Origin of the sequence: Massilia sp. S19_KUP03_FR1 (assembly GCF_036688685.1) — a bacterium.
Classification (GTDB): Bacteria; Pseudomonadota; Gammaproteobacteria; order Burkholderiales; family Burkholderiaceae_D; genus JALYUM01.
Window position 1 is genome coordinate 151,813 of sequence record NZ_JAQQPS010000015.1, and the last position, 16,525, is coordinate 168,337.

The 16,525-nt window shown below is 62.7% G+C and carries 15 protein-coding genes; 8 read left to right on the top strand and 7 right to left on the bottom strand.

The window, feature by feature from the left end:
- Positions 1–2: 2 nt before the first annotated feature.
- On the top strand, positions 3–1,373 hold the full coding sequence (gene ppnN, locus V6M87_RS17705) for a nucleotide 5'-monophosphate nucleosidase PpnN (protein WP_332877969.1): 1,371 nt from the start codon (positions 3–5) through the stop codon (positions 1,371–1,373).
- A 211-nt stretch (positions 1,374–1,584) separates the two neighbouring features.
- Here the strand turns inward: ppnN and lysS are convergent, their stop codons facing one another.
- The 3 genes from lysS to prfB all read right to left on the bottom strand — a co-directional run bounded on the left by lysS (position 1,585) and on the right by prfB (position 4,897).
- Positions 1,585–3,120, bottom strand: coding sequence for a lysine--tRNA ligase (gene lysS / locus V6M87_RS17710; RefSeq protein WP_332877970.1), 1,536 nt, complete (start codon positions 3,118–3,120; stop codon positions 1,585–1,587).
- A 4-nt stretch (positions 3,121–3,124) separates the two neighbouring features.
- Positions 3,125–3,793 (bottom strand): HAD family hydrolase, encoded by a 669-nt coding sequence (locus V6M87_RS17715; RefSeq protein WP_332877971.1) that lies wholly within the window; start codon positions 3,791–3,793, stop codon positions 3,125–3,127.
- Positions 3,790–4,897 (bottom strand): peptide chain release factor 2 gene (prfB, locus tag V6M87_RS17720; RefSeq protein ID WP_332877972.1). Its coding sequence is split into 2 segments (ribosomal slippage): positions 3,790–4,815 and positions 4,817–4,897, totalling 1,107 coding nucleotides; the frame shifts between segments, so codons are not numbered across the junction. The genes V6M87_RS17715 and prfB overlap by 4 nt, the downstream gene beginning before the upstream one ends.
- 117 nt (positions 4,898–5,014) lie before the next feature.
- On the opposite strand from prfB, the gene V6M87_RS17725 reads away from it, so the two are divergent.
- Positions 5,015–7,012, top strand: a complete 1,998-nt coding sequence (locus V6M87_RS17725; protein ID WP_332877973.1) for a bifunctional 2',3'-cyclic-nucleotide 2'-phosphodiesterase/3'-nucleotidase — start codon at positions 5,015–5,017, stop codon at positions 7,010–7,012.
- Positions 7,009–7,383 (top strand): tetratricopeptide repeat protein, encoded by a 375-nt coding sequence (locus V6M87_RS17730; RefSeq protein WP_332877974.1) that lies wholly within the window; start codon positions 7,009–7,011, stop codon positions 7,381–7,383. Before V6M87_RS17725 ends, V6M87_RS17730 begins: the two co-directional genes overlap by 4 nt.
- On the opposite strand, the gene V6M87_RS17735 is transcribed toward V6M87_RS17730, so the two are convergent.
- Positions 7,343–8,026, bottom strand: a complete 684-nt coding sequence (locus V6M87_RS17735) for a CatA-like O-acetyltransferase (RefSeq protein ID WP_332877975.1) — start codon at positions 8,024–8,026, stop codon at positions 7,343–7,345. The genes V6M87_RS17730 and V6M87_RS17735 overlap by 41 nt on opposite strands.
- 61 nt (positions 8,027–8,087) lie before the next feature.
- Between V6M87_RS17735 and V6M87_RS17740 the strand changes: the two genes are divergently transcribed.
- Positions 8,088–9,449: an MBL fold metallo-hydrolase gene (locus tag V6M87_RS17740; protein ID WP_332877976.1), complete on the top strand. Its 1,362-nt coding sequence runs from the start codon at positions 8,088–8,090 to the stop codon at positions 9,447–9,449.
- Here the strand turns inward: V6M87_RS17740 and V6M87_RS17745 are convergent.
- From V6M87_RS17745 to V6M87_RS17755, 3 genes are read right to left on the bottom strand one after another with little or no spacing between them, the layout of a single operon-like run.
- Entirely contained in the window at positions 9,446–11,197 is a 1,752-nt protein-coding gene (locus V6M87_RS17745; RefSeq protein WP_332877977.1) for a putative bifunctional diguanylate cyclase/phosphodiesterase, read from the bottom strand. The genes V6M87_RS17740 and V6M87_RS17745 overlap by 4 nt on opposite strands.
- Before the next feature lie 5 nt (positions 11,198–11,202).
- The gene (locus tag V6M87_RS17750; protein WP_332877978.1) at positions 11,203–12,552 is read right to left on the bottom strand and encodes a sensor domain-containing diguanylate cyclase; all 1,350 of its coding nucleotides are present in this window, start codon (positions 12,550–12,552) and stop codon (positions 11,203–11,205) included.
- Positions 12,553–12,575: 23 nt separating this feature from the next.
- The gene (locus tag V6M87_RS17755) at positions 12,576–12,962 is read right to left on the bottom strand and encodes a phosphonate transporter (RefSeq protein WP_332877979.1); all 387 of its coding nucleotides are present in this window, start codon (positions 12,960–12,962) and stop codon (positions 12,576–12,578) included.
- 222 nt (positions 12,963–13,184) lie between these two features.
- On the opposite strand from V6M87_RS17755, the gene V6M87_RS17760 reads away from it, so the two are divergent.
- From V6M87_RS17760 to V6M87_RS17775, 4 genes are all read left to right on the top strand, one after another.
- Positions 13,185–13,448 (top strand): hypothetical protein, encoded by a 264-nt coding sequence (locus V6M87_RS17760; RefSeq protein ID WP_332877980.1) that lies wholly within the window; start codon positions 13,185–13,187, stop codon positions 13,446–13,448.
- A 15-nt stretch (positions 13,449–13,463) separates the two neighbouring features.
- Positions 13,464–13,961 (top strand): hypothetical protein, encoded by a 498-nt coding sequence (locus tag V6M87_RS17765; RefSeq protein ID WP_332877981.1) that lies wholly within the window; start codon positions 13,464–13,466, stop codon positions 13,959–13,961.
- A gap of 92 nt (positions 13,962–14,053) precedes the next feature.
- Positions 14,054–15,343 (top strand): selenium-binding protein SBP56-related protein, encoded by a 1,290-nt coding sequence (locus V6M87_RS17770; protein ID WP_332877982.1) that lies wholly within the window; start codon positions 14,054–14,056, stop codon positions 15,341–15,343.
- Complete coding sequence (locus V6M87_RS17775; RefSeq protein ID WP_332877983.1) at positions 15,340–16,053, top strand: SCO family protein; 714 nt, start codon at positions 15,340–15,342, stop codon at positions 16,051–16,053. The genes V6M87_RS17770 and V6M87_RS17775 overlap by 4 nt, the downstream gene beginning before the upstream one ends.
- Positions 16,054–16,525: the final 472 nt, after the last annotated feature.

Sequence of the window (16,525 nt, forward strand, 5' to 3'; positions counted from 1 at the left end):
CCATGGAATACGACGTTATCGATACCCTGATTTCCCCCGAAGGCCAGCTTGAAGTGCTGTCCAAATCCGAAGTGGCCAAACTGCTCGATACGAGCCAGGGCGGCCTTTACCAGGTGTTCCGCAGCTGCGCGCTGGCGGTGCTTAATTGCGGCAGCTCGATGGACGACGGCAAGGAACTGCTGGAACGCTATCGCTCGTTCGACATCAAGATTGTCCAGCGCGAGCGCGGCATCAAGCTCGATATCAAGGGCGCGCCGTCGGCTGCTTTCGTCGACGGCAAAATGATCAAGGGCATCCACGAACACCTGTTCGCGGTGCTGCGCGATATCGTGTACGTGAACAGCGAAATCGTCGGCAATCCAAAATTCGACCTGACCCGTCCCGACGGCATTACCGACGCGGTGTTCCACATTCTGCGCAATGCGAATGTCCTGAAACCGCAGCGCAATCCGAATCTGGTGGTGTGCTGGGGCGGCCATTCGATCAATCGGATCGAATACAATTATTCGAAGGAAGTGGGCTACCAAATGGGCCTGCGCGACCTGGATATCTGCACCGGCTGCGGCCCGGGCGCGATGAAGGGTCCGATGAAAGGCGCCACCATCGGCCACGCCAAGCAGCGTTTGCATACCGGCCGCTATCTCGGCATTTCCGAGCCGGGCATCATCGCCGCCGAATCGCCGAACCCGATCGTCAACGACCTGGTGATCATGCCGGACATCGAAAAGCGGCTGGAAGCCTTCGTGCGCACGGGACACGGCATCATCGTGTTTCCGGGAGGTGCCGGGACAGCCGAGGAAATCCTGTACATCCTCGGCATCCTGCTGCATCCCGATAACACCGACATGCCGTATCCGCTGATTTTTACGGGTCCGGCCACGGCCAAGGCATACTTCGAACAGATCGACGGCTTCATTGGTGCCACGCTCGGGGCAGAAGCCCAGAAACGCTACCAGATCATCGTCGACAATCCGGCGCTGGTCGCGCAGGAAATGCTGACCGGGATTCGCAAGGTGCGCGAATACCGCAAATCGCGCAGCGACGCGTATTACTTCAACTGGGCCTTGAAGATCGATTCCGAATTCCAGAAGCCGTTCAAGCCGACCCACGCCAGCATGCGCAGCCTGTCGCTGCACAAGAACCAGGAAACCCATTTGCTGGCCGCGGATTTGCGGCGCGCGTTTTCAGGCATCGTGGCGGGGAATGTGAAGGAAGACGGGATACGCGAGATCGAGCAGTTCGGGCATTTTGAAATTCATGGCGACGCCAGTATCACGGGGCCGATGGATGCGTTGCTGACGTCGTTCGTGGAGCAGAGCCGGATGAAGTTGCCGGGGAAGGCGTATGTGCCGTGTTATCGGGTTATACAATAGTTGCATTCCACACGTAATTGCCGCGAAGGCGCGAACCAATAGCACGTTTACAGCACCTCGACCGTCACCATTTCAGCGAGCGTGTTATGGGTCCCGGCCTGCGCCGGGACGACGTTTCGAGGGCGACGAGCGAGAATAAGGCTGCTTCATCGCGGATAAAAAAACGGCGTGCGCGAAGTCATCCGGGCACGCCGTTCTTACGTCAAACCGATCACTCTTCCTTGCGCAAATGCGGGAACAGCAGCACGTCCCGGATATTCGGCGAATCGGTAATGAGCATCATCAGGCGATCGATCCCGATGCCGCAGCCACCGGCCGGCGGCATGCCGTATTCCAGCGCGCGGATGTAGTCGGCGTCGTAATACATCGCCTCTTCGTCGCCCGCTTCCTTGGCCGCCACCTGGGCCAGGAAACGCGCCGACTGGTCTTCGGCGTCGTTCAGCTCGGAGAAGCCATTGGCAATCTCGCGGCCCACCATGAACAGTTCGAAACGCTCGGTGATGCCCGGCGTCGTGTCCGATGCGCGTGCCAGTGGCGACACTTCGGCCGGGTAGTCGATGATGAAGGTCGGCTCCCACAGCTGTGCTTCGGCGGTTTCTTCGAACAGCGCCAGCTGCAAACCACCCAGGCCGGCGGTGGCAAACGGTTTCACGCCGAATTTCAGCAGCTCGGTTTTGATGAAGTCAGCGTCGTTCAGCTGCTCGGCGCTATAGCCCGGTGCATACTTGTTGATGGCTTCGACGATGGTCATGCGGTGGAACGGTTTCGACAAATCCAGTGCGCGGCCGCCATAGGTCAGCTCGGCGGTGCCATGCGCATCGACAGCGGCCTGGCGGATCACGGCTTCCGTGAAATTCATGATCCACTGGTAATCTGTGTAGGCCGCATAGAATTCCATCATCGTGAATTCCGGATTGTGGCGCACCGACACACCCTCGTTACGGAAGTTGCGGTTGATTTCGAACACGCGATCAAAGCCGCCTACCACCAGGCGCTTCAGGTACAGCTCGGGCGCGATACGCAGGTACATTTCCATGTCCAGCGCATTGTGGTGCGTGATGAACGGTTTCGCTGCCGCGCCGCCGGGGATGGTGTGCAGCATCGGCGTTTCGACTTCCATGAACTCGTTCTTTTCCATGAAGCGGCGGATCGACGACATCGCGGCGGTGCGCGCCTTGAAGGTGCGGCGTGTCTCTTCGCTCATGATCAGGTCGACGTAACGCTGGCGGTACTTGGTTTCCTGGTCGGCCAGGCCGTGGAATTTGTCCGGCAGCGGGCGGATCGCCTTGGTGATCAGGCGCAGCTTGCTGACCTTGATGGTCAGCTCGTCGGTCTTGGTTTTGAACAGCGTGCCTTCGACGCCGAGGATGTCGCCCAGGTCGTAGCTGCGCAAGGCGTCCATCGCGGCTTCACCGGTCACGTCGAGCGTGGCGTAGATCTGGATGCGGCCGTCCGCGCGCGGGCCCGACGCGTCCTGCAGGGTCGCGAAGGCGGCCTTTTTGCCGGCTTCGCGCTTGAGCATCATGCGGCCTGCCAGTACGACGTGTACTGGCTCGGCTTCGAGTTCTTCACGCGTCTTGCCGGCGTATTGCGCCGTCAGGTCGGCAGCCTTGTGCTGTGGGCGGAAGTCGTTCGGGAAAGCGATGCCCTGCTGGCGAATGGTGGCCAGCTTGGCGCGGCGCTCGGCCATGAGCTTGTTTTCATCGGCGGCCGTGATGGGCGCCTGGTCCTGGTTTTCGGTAGTCATGATTTTATTGGATGGGTGAGGCTGCAAACACGTCGGCAACCGACAGGTCTGTGAAATGGTCGACAATCAGGATGACATTGTCGAATGCGGCGAAGGCCGACGCGGGCAGGGTGGTGGTAATCACCACGCAGCGCATGCCGGCGCGCCGGGCCGCTTCCACGCCCAGCGGCGCGTCTTCGAACACGATGCAGTTTTCCGGCAGCGCACCGACGCGACGGGCCGCTTCCAGGAACACGTCCGGATGCGGTTTGCCGCGCGGGACGTCGGCCGCGGTGACGACCGCGTCGAAATGCTTGCGGATATCCAGGCCGTCGAGCGTGAACGTGACGTTCGAGGTTTGCGCCGCGGTGGCCACGGCCAGCTTGACGCCGTCTGCCCTGGCGGCCAGCACCAGCGCCTCGAAGCCTGCGACGGTTTTAAGGTGTGGGCCGTACAGCTCGCGGTAGACGACTTCCTTCTCGCTATTGAGCGCGACGACTTCGTCTTCGGTCAGGTGCGCGCCCATCTCGTCGCGGATGATTTCGCGGCCATGGCGTCCGGCCGTGGCCAGGAAAAAGGCATCCCGGTCGATGGTGCGGTCACGGCGTTTGAAGAACTCCACCCACGAATCGGTGTGGAAGCCCATGTTGTCGACGATGGTACCGTCCATGTCGAAGAGGAATGCACGGATCATTGAACGCCTTGTTTGAGTGAGGCCGAAATGAATTCATCGAGGTCGCCATCGAGCACGCCCTTGGTGTTACCGGTTTCAAAGTTGGTGCGCAAATCCTTGATGCGCGACTGGTCCAGCACGTACGAGCGGATCTGGTGGCCCCAGCCGACGTCGGTCTTCGAGTCTTCCAGCTTTTGCTGTTCGCTCATGCGTTTGCGCAGTTCGTGTTCGTACAGTTTTGCCTTCAGCATTTCCATCGCTTCGGCGCGGTTGCGGTGCTGCGAACGGTCGTTCTGGCATTGCACGACGATGCCGGTGGGCCCGTGCGTCATGCGCACCGCGGAGTCGGTTTTATTGATGTGCTGACCACCGGCGCCGGACGCACGATAGGTGTCGACGCGGATATCGGCCGGGTTCACATCGATCTCGATCGAATCATCCACCTCCGGGTACACGAACAGCGACGTGAACGAGGTGTGGCGCCCGTTGGCCGAGTCGAACGGCGACTTGCGCACCAGGCGGTGCACGCCGGTTTCGGTGCGCAGGTGGCCGTAGGCGTACTCGCCCTCGACTTTCAGCGTGGCCGTTTTGATGCCCGCGACTTCGCCGTCGGACTGCTCGAGGATCTCGACCTTCCAGCCCTTGCGTTCGCAGTAGCGCAGGTACTGGCGCAGCAGCATCGAGGCCCAGTCCTGGGCTTCGGTACCGCCGGCGCCGGCCTGGATATCGATGAAGCAGTTATTCGCGTCGAGCTGGCCGCTGAACATGCGGCGGAACTCCATCGCTTCGATGACGCCCTTGATGGTGTCGGCATCGACAATGACCGATTCGAGCGTGTCGTCGTCACCTTCTTCGCGCGCCATCTGGTAGATGTCGTTCGCGTCTTTCAGGTCGGCGTCGGCCTTGATCAAGGTGTGGACCACGGCTTCCAGCGCTTTTTTCTCTTTGCCGAGATCTTGCGCTTTCTTCGGGTCGTTCCAGACGGTGGGGTCTTCCAGTTCTTCGTTGACCTGCTCTAGTTTCTCTGACTTCTTATCGAAGTCAAAGATACCTCCGAAGTTCGGCTTCACGACCGGTCAGGTCGTTGAGCAGGGCGGACAGGGCGTTGATGCGTTCGGCTTCCATGATGTGGGGCTCTCGGTGTTGGTTGAATCGAACCTTGGATTATACCGTAGTGATGCACTGTTGAGCCCCGTGGAAGGGTGCCGTATGATGGCGCCGACCCCTTATCTGGAAACTCCCATGCGCACCCCGATCTCTGCTGCCGTTCTGCTCCTGCTTGCTCTTCCCGTCGCCGCCGCAGAACGGGTCGCCACTGCCAGCGCTACCGCTACCATTGCGCTGCTTGAAACCACCGACCTGCATTCGAACGTGGTCGGTTACGATTACTACAAGCTGGCGCCCGACCAGTCGCTCGGCCTGGACCGCACCGCCACCCTGATCGCGCAGGCGCGCAGCGAGTTCGCCAACAGCCTGTTGTTCGACAATGGCGACACCATCCAGGGCACGGCGCTGGCCGACTGGCAGGCGTTGGCAAAACCGCTGCGCTGCAACCAGGTACTGGGCATTTACAAGGTGATGAACCAGCTGAAATACGACGGCGGCGGTATCGGCAACCACGAATTCAACTACGGCCTGGCGTTCCTTGGCCAGGTCACCGGTTCACGCTTCGACGTGGCCGGCGTGGCGCCGCGTAAAACGGCGTGTGCCGGCCCCGCCTTCCCGCAAGTGCTGGCCAATGTCTACAGCACCAAAACGCGCCAGCCGCTGTTCGCGCCGTACCGCATCATCGACAAGACCATCACGGCGCTGGGCGCCGACGCCAAGCCAATCACGACCACGATCAGGGTCGGCATCATCGGCTTTACGCCGCCGACGATCCTGTCGTGGGACAAGCGCAACCTGGACGGTAAAGTTTATACGGAAGGCCTGCGCGAGACGGCGCAAAAATACATTCCTGAGATGCGGGCAAAGGGCGCCGACATCGTCGTCGCCATTTCGCACGGTGGCCTCGATGACAGCCCGTATTCGCCGACCATGGAAAACGGTAACTGGTACCTGGCGCAGGTGCCGGGCATCGACGCCATGCTGCTGGGGCACTCGCACCAGACCTTCCCGGACGCGTCCAGCAGCATTGCGCAGTTCAATCTGCCGGGCGTGGACAAAGCAAAAGGACTGGTGCATGGCGTACCGACGGTGATGGCGAATTTGTGGGGCAAGCACCTGGGCGTGATTGGCCTGCACCTCAAAAACGATGGCACGCGCTGGATCGTGGATAAGGAGCAGACCACGGTAGAAGCGCGCGCCGCGCAGCAGCCCGACAAATCGGTCGTGGCAGCCGATCCGGCCGTGCTGGCGACCATCGCCGCCGAACACGCGGCCACGATTGCCTACGTCAAGACGCCGGTCGGGCAGACCGCGTTCCGCCTGTCGTCCTACTTTTCGGACGTCGGCGACAGTTCGGCGCTGGAGGTAGTCAACCAGGCCCAGACCGACTACGCGGCGCGCTACGTGAAGGCGAATTTGCCGAAGCTGGCCGGCCTGCCGCTGCTGTCGATGACGGCCGCGTTCAAGAGCGGCTACGCGGGACCGGGCGACTACACCGACGTGGCGCCGGGCAGCCTGGCCCTGAACAATGCAGCCGATTTGTACCTGTACCCGAACGCGCTGTACCTGGTCAAGGTGAGCGGCGCCGAACTGAAAGGCTGGCTGGAGACGGCGGCCAAGCGCTTCAACATGATCGACCCGAGCGTGACCACTGCGCAGGAGCTGATCAACCCGGGCCACCCGAGTTTTAACTTTGACACCGTCACCAGTCGCGACTTCAGCTACCGCATCGATGTGACGCAGCCGGTGGGCCAGCGCATCGGGTCAATGACCTGGCGCGGCAAGGCGGTCGAGCCGGCACAGGCGTTCCTGGTCGCGACGAATAACTACCGCGCCAGCGGGGGCGGCAATTTCCCGGGCCTGGACGGCAGCAAGACGGTGTTCGCAGCGCCCGACAACAATCGGGATGTGCTGATCGCCTACGTGCGCGCCACCAAGACCTTGACGCGCGCGGCCAACGGCGCCGCGCGCAGCTGGCGGTTCGCGCCGGTGAAAACCGCTGGCCCGGTCGTGTTCCGCTCGGCGCCGGGCAAACTGGCCCTGGCGCGTGAAGCCGGGCTCGACAACGTCACTGAGCTGCACAGCGATGACGGCAAGGGCTTTGCGCTCTACGCGGTGGATCTGTCGAAGTGAGAGGGTGGACGCTGGCGGCGTGCCTGGTGTGCCTGCAGGCGGCCGCACATGATACGGAAATCGACACGACCCAGGCCAGGGCGTATCGGCATGGGACCGGCGTGGCGCTCGACCAGGCGCGCGCCGTCCGATTGTTCGAGCGGGCAGCGCAAGCCGGCGACGCCGATGCCGCCTTTACGCTGTCAAACATGCTGCGCGACGGCGAAGGCGTCGACCCGGATCCGGCCGCGGCGGCGCGCTGGCTGCAGGTTGCTGCCGATGGCGAATCGCCGGAAGCGCTGCAACAGCTGGCGATGGAAGAGCCGGACCCGGCGCGCGCCGCCCAGTTATTCAGGGAAGCGGCGCACGCGCTGACGCACAGGGTGCGCTAAACCCGGGGTCGATCAATGCAGTCAGTTCGGCGGCGATTTTCTCGGCCAGCTGGTAGATGTGAAACCCGTCGACGAAACCGTGATGGGCCTGGACAGAAAAGGGCACCAGCAGCGTGCTGTCCGGCGCATCACGGAACTTGCCCCAGGCCAGCGACGGAATATCCGGTGTGGACGAGGACGCAACCGGATGCTGGATCGACGTAAAATCGAGCCACGGGATGCAGGTGATGAACACCTGGTCCTTGGCGTCGCGCGGCGCGGCAAAGCGGTGCGACATGTTCAGCGCCGTCATGCCGGCCGCTTCATCGCGCGCCGCCACGCTGGCTGCCACAAAGCCGCGCAGGTCGTCGACCCAGTCGAACTGGGCGAAATTGAGGTCGTTGTGCTGGTTGACGACCGTGAACGACGGGATCAGGCGCTCGATGCGGATGACTTCTTCCTGCCAGACGCGGTAGCGGAAATTGTCGATCGCCAGCACTGAACGCAGTACGGCGCGCAGCATCACGTGGAAGGGCGGCAGGCCGTGGGCCTTGCACCAGGGCCGGAAATCCGGCAGCGTCATGGTAAACGTGATGTTGACGACGGCGCTGTCCATGCCGTCAAAGAGGGCAAAGCGGTCGCGTCGGTGTTCGAAGTTGTGCATGGTCGGAAGCAGCGTGGCTGGGCTGGTGATTATAAAACGGGGTGGGTGTAAAATGGCGCCGATGACCCATAGCGCCATCACCATTTCCCGCATCCTGCACGCCGGTTACGTGTTCGAATGCGACGGCACGCGTATCGCGTTCGACACCATTTTCGAGAACCCGTTCAGCCACAATTGCCACGCCTTTCCGGCCGTGCGTTTCGATCTCGACCTGGTCCGGCGCGAACGCTTCGACGCCGTGTTCATTTCGCATTTCCACGATGACCACTGCTCGCTCGACAGCGTCGATCTGCTCGACCGCGCCACACCCATCTACCTGTATTGCATCTTCGACGAACTGTTCGACATGCTGCGCAGCCTGGGTTTTACGCACGTCCATCCGCTGCGTCTGAACGCGGCGGTGACGGTCGGCCCGTTCCAGGTCACGCCACGCGAGGCGATGGATGCCGACGTCGACTCGATGTTCCAGGTGCAGGCGGCCGGGCTGAATGTGCTCAACGTGGTCGACTCCTGGATCGACGACGGCACGCTGGCGCAACTGGTCAGAGAGGGGCCGTGGGACATGGTCCTGTGGCCGTTCCAGACCATGCGTGAAATCGAGGTGCTGGCGCCATCGCGTTGCGCGCCCGCGCCGCCGTCGCTGCCGGACGAATGGATCACCCAGTTGCAGGCGCTGGCGCCGCGCTTCATCGTGCCCAGTTCCTGCCAGTTCGAGCAGGAACCGTGGTCGTGGTACAACCGGGCCTTCTTTCCGGTCTCGTATGCGCTGTTCACGGCGCAAGTGGGCGCGGCGGTGCCGAGCGCCCAGGTGGTGCGCATGAATCCGTCGGTGTCGCTGCGGCTCAATGCGGCGTCGCTCACCCCTGCGCCGGCGCTGGCCTGGGTGATCCCGGTGGGCGAGCAAGACCTTGACTACGTCTATCAAGGCAATGCAACGCCACCGTCCACGGCGCAGATTGCGGCGCATTTCCCGGCGCTGACGGCGCAGCAGCAGGCGCGCGTCGAGCACTACTGCCGCGTGACCTTTCCGGCGCAGTACGGCGAGGTGGAAGCGGGCTGCGACTATTTCGACGTGGCGCGCGTGTGGCAGTTGTCGCTGTTCGATCACGCGGGCGAGGTGCGCCGCTGGCGTTATCTGCTCGCGCCTGGTGGCGCGGCGCTGTGCGCTGACGCTGCTGCCCCGCTGGGCTGGAGCACCGACATCCCGGCCGCCAAGCTGTATGCGGCGCTCGAATCGGGCGAGGCGCTGACGTCGATGTACATGCGGATCAACGACACTCGGTTCGATGCGGCCACCGAGCGGGCGCTGGACGCTGCCGACGTGATCGATGATCCGCTGATCCGGTGCCTGTTCAGTTCGGCGTTCGGGGCTTATCAGGCGGCGCAGTTAAGGCGCCTGCTGGCCCGCCAGAGCGGCGCTTAACCCGCCCGTTCGCGTACCCACTGCACCAGCGCCGGATCTGTCAACGGCCGGCTGAACAGATAGCCTTGCCCCTTGGCGCAATGCTGATCCCGCACTGCCTGTTCCTGCGCCGCCGTCTCGATGCCCTCGGCCACGGTGCCCATGCCGAGGCTTTGGGCCACCTTCACGGTGGCCTCGATCAGCACCCGGTGGTGGGCGCTGGTATCGGACTGGGACACGAAGGAGCGGTCGATTTTCACCGTGTCGACAGGTAGTAAATGCAAGCTCGACAGCGACGAATAGCCAGTGCCGAAATCGTCCAGCGCCAGCGTCACGCCAACCGCCTTCAGTTCGTGCAGGCGCTGCTGAATTTCCTGGTCCTGCGCGGCCAGGCTTTCGGTCACTTCCAGCTGCAGCGCGCCCGCCGCCATGCCGGTCCGGGCCAGGGTGGCACGCACGCTGGCCGCAAAGCCGTCCTGGCCCAGTTGGGCGCGCGACAGGTTCACCGCCATCAGGCGCGGTGCGATCGGGCCCAGCTCCACGCGCCAGCGCTGAAAGTCGCGGCAGGCGCGCTCCAGCACGAAGTCGCCCAGCGCGCCGATCAGGCCGCACTGTTCGGCCACCTCGATGAATTCGAAAGGCGGCACCACGCCGCGCACCGGATGCTGCCAGCGCACCAGCGCTTCCACGCCGGCCGAATAATCGGTGCCGCCGTCGGCCAGCAAGCCGACCACTGGCTGGTACACCACGAACAGCTGATTGTCGTGCAGCGCCGTGCGCAATTCGGCTTCGATATCGCCGCGCCGCGCAGCCCGTTCGCGCATGCCGGTGTCGAACGTCACGTAGCGGGCGCCGCCGGCACGCTTGGCTTCGACCATGGCGATGCTAGCGTCGCGCACGGCTTCGTCCGGGTCGGTGTTTTCGGCCAGGCTCCAGACCAGGCCCACGCTGACGGTGCAACTGATTTCGTGGTCCAGCAAAAAATAGGGTTTGCCGATGTTGTCGATCAGGCGCCGCGCGATCTTCTCGACGTCTTCGATGCGGCGCATGCCTTCCAGCACGACGACGAATTCGTCGCCGCCGAGGCGCGCCGCCAGCTGGCCGCTGTCCTTGGCGATGTGGTCGGTGGGCGGGCGCAGCACGGCGCGCACGCGCTGGCCAATTTCCACCAGCAGGGCGTCGCCGGCGGCCTGGCCCAGGGTATCGTTGATCTGGCGGAAGCGGTCGCAATTCATGAACAGCAGCGCCACTTCACCGCTGTCGGCCGAGCGCGTAAAACCGAGCAGCGACTGCAGCTGCTCGCGCACGGCGGCGCGGTTCGGCATCCTGGTCAGGGCATCGGTGCGGGCCGCGCTTTTCAGGCGCCGGGCCAGCGTTTCACGTTCGCGCTGGATGTCCAGGGTGGCGTCGGCGACCACGCACATCAGGCGCGCGCTGTCGAGCTTGAGCAGGCTGATCGATAGCACTTCCGGTGCGCCGGGGCCGCCGGCGGCGTCGCCCAGCGGCACCCGCAGGGCGTCACAGATCACGCCGGACGATTCCTCGTAGGCTGTCGCCATCGCCGCCAGTTCCGGCGCGTGCGCCTGCAGTACGGTGTACAGGTTGTCCAGGCCGTCGCTGCCGACCAGCGGCATCAGCAGGTTCGACGCCATGGGGTTGAGCAGCTCGATGGTGCCGGCCCAGTCGATCTGGACCAGGCCGATCGGCGCGCGGTACAAGAACTGGACCAACGCCTCGTAGGCATCGTTCTGGTTGTTGTGGACGATCATGGTATTCACAGCTGGGGTGCGTGTTGCGGCAGCTGGAAGTCGTCGGCGGCGCTCCAGCCGGCGACCTGGTTGCGCCCCTGCTGCTTGGCGCGGCGCATGGCCTGTTCGGCGCGTTCCATCAGCGCGGTCAGCTCGTTCGCATCGTCGTCCATTTCAGCCACGCCAGCACTGACGGTGAAGGCAATCATGCTGCCGTCTGGCGCGCCTGGCAGCGCGGCCACCTGCGCGCGCACGCGCTCGGCGACGATCAGGGCGCCGGCGCGGTCGGTCGACGGCAACAGCACGGCAAACTGGTTGCCGCCCATGCGCGCCACCACGTCGACATCGCGGAAAGTGGCGCGCAAGCGATCGGCCAGCTGGCGCAGGACCAGGTCGCCGGCCGCCGCGCCGAGGCGCTGGTTGATCGACTTCAGGTGATCGGTATCGAACACCACCACCGAGGTGGCGCGTGGAGAAGCACGACGCCGTCCCAGTTCCTGGGCCGCAGCGTCGAAAAACGCGCGCCGGTTCGACACGCCGGTCAGGGTATCGCTGAACGACTCGCTGTGGGCGGCGGCGCCGGCCGCATGCTTGTCGCTTATGTCGCGCAGGATCATGCAATAGGCGCGGTCGGCTTCACCCTCGTGCAGGGCGCCGCTGTCGGGCAGCGGCGAAATCATGGCGCTGCCCCAGAACTGGCTGCCGTCGGCGCGCAGGCGTGGGCCTTCTTCCAGATTCCAGCCATTCGCCAGCGCTTCGCGCAAGCGGTCGAGCTGGCGCGCGTCGGTGGTGCCGCCGTCGGGGAAAAACACGGAATAGGGCTGACCGACCACTTCTGTGCCGAAGCGCGTGACGCGCCCGATGGTGTCGTTCCAGGCGCTGACATTGCCGTCCCGGTCCAGGCCGACCACCGCGTAATCGGTGATATTGGTCAGGATCGCGTTGAGCCAGGCGTCGGCCTGTTTCAGCTGGCGCTCGCGGCGCACCTGTTCCGTCACATCGGCGATCACGGCCATGAGACGGTGCGCATCGAGTTTGAGCAGGCTGATTGACAGGACTTCGGGCGTGCCGCGCTTGATGCGCGCGCGGCTGTCCGGGTGCAGGAAGATCTGGCGACCTTCGCAGATCATGCCGGAAGGTGCGCTGAACGAGGCGCACAGGTGACGCAATTCGGGTGCCACGCCAGCGAGCGCATCAAACAGATTGTCCAGGCATGCCTGCGGCGCCAGCGGCATCAGCAATTGCGCGGAAATCGGATTGATCATCGCAATCGCGCCGTCCGCCGCCGTCTGCACCAGGCCCACTGGGGCCAGGTAGAGGAACTGGATCAGCGCTTCGTGTTCGGTGACGATATTGTCAATATTTGCAGTATTCATGGTGCCCGATGCGTCCAGATGGTTTATTGCCGGCGTATTAAGACATAGCGCACCGCGGCGCCGGGATCCGCAATCAGGCGCAGGGCCACCTTGATCGGCCGCATGCGCAGGGTCAGTACGTAGTCGATGGTAGCATCAAGCGCGACACCCTGATCGTCGGCGTCATCGAAGCGCTGCGCTACCATGAAGTTGTTCATGCAGGGCGCGACGTTGGTGAACAAGGGCTGGTTCAGCACGCGCTGGGGCGACAGGCCGGCGGCGCTGGACTCCACTGCGTTGTAACGGCAGACAGCCGTTTCGCGATCGAAACCAATCACGCCGAAGTCGAGTTGATCGAGTTCGGCGTCGCTCAGGGCGGCCAATGCCGCTCCCAGTGTTGGCATGTCGAACGATAATATGTTGGCGTGCATTGTATTACTCCGAAAGAAAGAATGGCCAGTATAAATGGTTGTCTCAGAGAAATGGTAGTGAAACGCGTCGATTTTGCAGTCCACTGTTGGTAATTGTCGACGAGTGTTAGTTAGTGCACATTGGGGCATAGTGCGCCTTATGCGCGCTGGCGAACGGTCGAGTTTATTGCCCGTAGTTATCATGTCAGTGATTAATAACTTAACTACTTTGAAAGCACCAACATGAAAATTCGTTCAATTACCACTTCCCTGGCGCTGGTGTTGTCCTTGGCCTGCGTTGCCAGTGCTCAGGCCGGTTGCCTGAAAGGCGCCGTGGTCGGCGGTGTCGCCGGGCACGTTGCCGGGAAACACAGCGTGGCCGGCGCCGCGGTCGGTTGTGCCGTGGGCCACCACATGAGCAAGAAAAAAGCCCGCGAACAGGCCGCTGCCGACGCGCGTGCGCGCGAGCAACAGCGCCAGGCCCAGATCGCGCCCGTGCGCCGCTAAGCCGGAGAATCTCATTTGAAACTGTTAATCCGGTTCTTCTCGTGGGTGCATGGGGCGATGTCCCTGCTGTTCGTGGCGATCTCCCTGCTGCTGATGTGTATCGCGGGCAAGCTCACGTGGGTGGCGATGATCGGTAACGACAGTGCCAACAATGCCATCGAAGCCATTTCGATTCTGGCCATTGCGGTGGTGGCACTGCAGATCGCCCAGACCATTATCGAAGAAGAGGTCATCCGCGACTCGCACGTGAGTGCGCCGACGCGGGTGCGGCGCTACCTGTCACGCTTCCTGGTCGTGGTGGTGGTGGCCTTGTCGATCGAAGGCCTGGTCGCGTCGTTCAAGGCGTCGCACGAAAATCCGGCGATGCTGCCGCATGCGGCGACGATCCTGGTGGCGGCGGCATTGCTGCTGGCGGGCTGGGGTATCTTTATCAAGCTCAACCGTGCGGCGGAAGACGTCGAGCCGGAAGCGATGGCAGACGCCAAGAGTGAAGATGTGAAGCTCGAAGAGTAAGTTTTACCCTGCGTTTGCGCAATATCAATTTGCGCAAACGCAGCTCCGGAACAATAAGCAGGTGCAGTCTGCCCATTTACCGGAGTATCACAATGCATTTGATCAGATTTCTGCTAACAATCGCTGCGGCGCTGGCGCTGACGGCGGGGGCCTTCACGCCGCCTGCGCACGCCGACGAAACCTGTAATTCCCCCTATCTCTCCAACCTCATCCGAGGCCAGGAAGACTATTTGTATGTCTGGACTCTCGGCGTTGCAGGCATGGGCGACGGCTTCGACAAGCTGGTGACGCTCGACGTGAAACCGGGCTCCGCAACGTACGGCAAAGTCATCGCGCAGGCCAGTGTAGGCGAACGCGGCGAAGCCCATCACTTCGGCTTCACTGACGACCGGCGCTTTCTCTGGGCCGGCGCGCTCGACAGCAATAAAATCCATGTCTTCGACGTCGGTGCCAACCCGGCGCAGCCCAAACTGGTGCGCACCATCACCGACCTGGGCGCCAGATCGGGCCTGCTCGGCCCGCACACCTTTTACGCCTTGCCGGGACGCATGCTGGTCGGCACGCTGTCGAATACCAAAGATGGCGGCGGCGTCACCGGCATGGCGCTCTACAACAACCAGGGCGACTTCATTCGCCAGTACGCGCTGCCGGTCGGGAAGGGCGCCGACGGCTATGGTTACGATATCGCCATCAACCCGGCGCGCAATGCGCTGCTCACGTCCAGCTTCACGGGCCGCCAGAATTACATGACTGAACTGGGCACGCTGATCAAGGATCCGGCCGCCATGAAAAAATTTGGCAACACCATGGTGATGTGGAATTTGAAAGCCATGCGACCGGACAAAGTGTTCGAAGTCCCCGGTGCGCCGCTTGAAATTCGCTGGTCCTTGCGCCCTGGCGACGACTGGGCCATCACCTCCACGGCCCTGACGTCGAAGCTGTGGCTTGTGAAGAAAGACGCCAGGGGAGAATGGCAAGCCAAAGCGGTGGCCGATATCGGCGATCCGTCGAAGACGCCGCTGCCAGTCGACATGTCCATTACTGCCGACAGCAAGGGGCTCTGGGTGAATACCTTCATGGATGGCACCACCCGCTATTTCGACATCAGCAACCCGGAGGCGCCGCGCCAAACCTACGCCAAAAAGACGGGGTCGCAGGTGAACATGGTGTCGCAAAGCTGGGACGGCAAGCGGGTGTACGTCAGCAGTTCGCTGCTGGCCAAATGGGACAAGGGCGGCAAGGATGACGAGCAGTTCGTCAAGCTGTACAGCTGGGACGGCAAGGAACTCAAGGAGCAATTTGTCGTCGATTTCTACCAGCTCAAGCTGGGGCGGGCCCATCACATGAAGCTGGGTGCGAAGCGACCGGGGGCGCCTGTGTGACCTTGCGTGCAGCATGCGGCGCGGCGCTGGCTTTCGCTGCATTGGCGACAGCAGCTGCCTGGTCTTTGCAGTTGGCCGGGCAGCGCCTGGCTGCGCCGGTCGATGGCTTGCCGTCGCTGGGATTCGTGGCGCCGGCTGCGGGGAGTTATCGCCTCGAGCGTATCCTGCATGTGCCGGACGGGCCGGTGCTCGACAGCGACGGCAGGGCGCGTCGCCTGCGCGCCTTCACCACCGGCCGCATCACGCTGTTCTCCTTCATCTATACCTACTGCACCGACCCGCAAGGCTGTCCGCTGGCCTATGCAAGCCTGCACGCACTGAAAGACATGATCGCCGTCGACCCTGCCTTGCGGGGGAAGGTGCGCCTTGTCAGCATGAGTTTCGATCCGGCCTTCGACACGCCTGCGATGATGCGCAGCTATGGCGGCGACGATGCCCGGCCCGGGAATGCGGTGCCCTGGTTTTTTCTGACCACGGCCTCGAACGCGCAACTGGCGCCCTTGCTGGCGGGCTTTGGCCAGGATGTGCGCGTCATCCACCCTGGCCAGCCAGCGCAGCGGGCGCCGGTCCTGAGCCACCTGATGAAGGTGTATCTGATCGACCAGGACGGCGTGGTGCGCGAAATTTATTCGCCCGCTTACCTGCACCCGCGCATCCTGCGCAACGATATCGTTACCCTGTTGCAGGAAGTCAACAACCCATCCCGGTAGTCAGGATACCCCGGACGACCGGACCGTTCTCAGGAAACGATCCCGGACGTCCGGCCGAGCTGCTTGCGCGCTTGATAAGTGTGGCCTGCGTAGCTCGCCCTGGCATGGATCGCCCGTGCTGTGGAGAATGAACGAAACTGCCAATGATTGGTTTGGGAAACGGCTGCAACTGCAACAGTCGCACGTGTCGTTTTGACCGCAATAGATGTCACCGAGGCTGCGGAGGTCATTATTTCTTTGCGATCTACGCGCGAAAAAATTTCCCTGATTAGCAGTCTGTGATTGACCGGCCGATTTCGACCCAAAGCAGTCCTTGAACGGCGCTGCGAATCAAATTATAGATGTAAACTGAAGCTCGCTATCCTGGATGTAATACTTGCGATCGTTCAGAAGGCGTTAGATGTCAAGACCCGCTTGGTTATAGACGCGTTTAACGAATAATTCTGGCTTTTTATCGTGCCAGTTTTTCAGG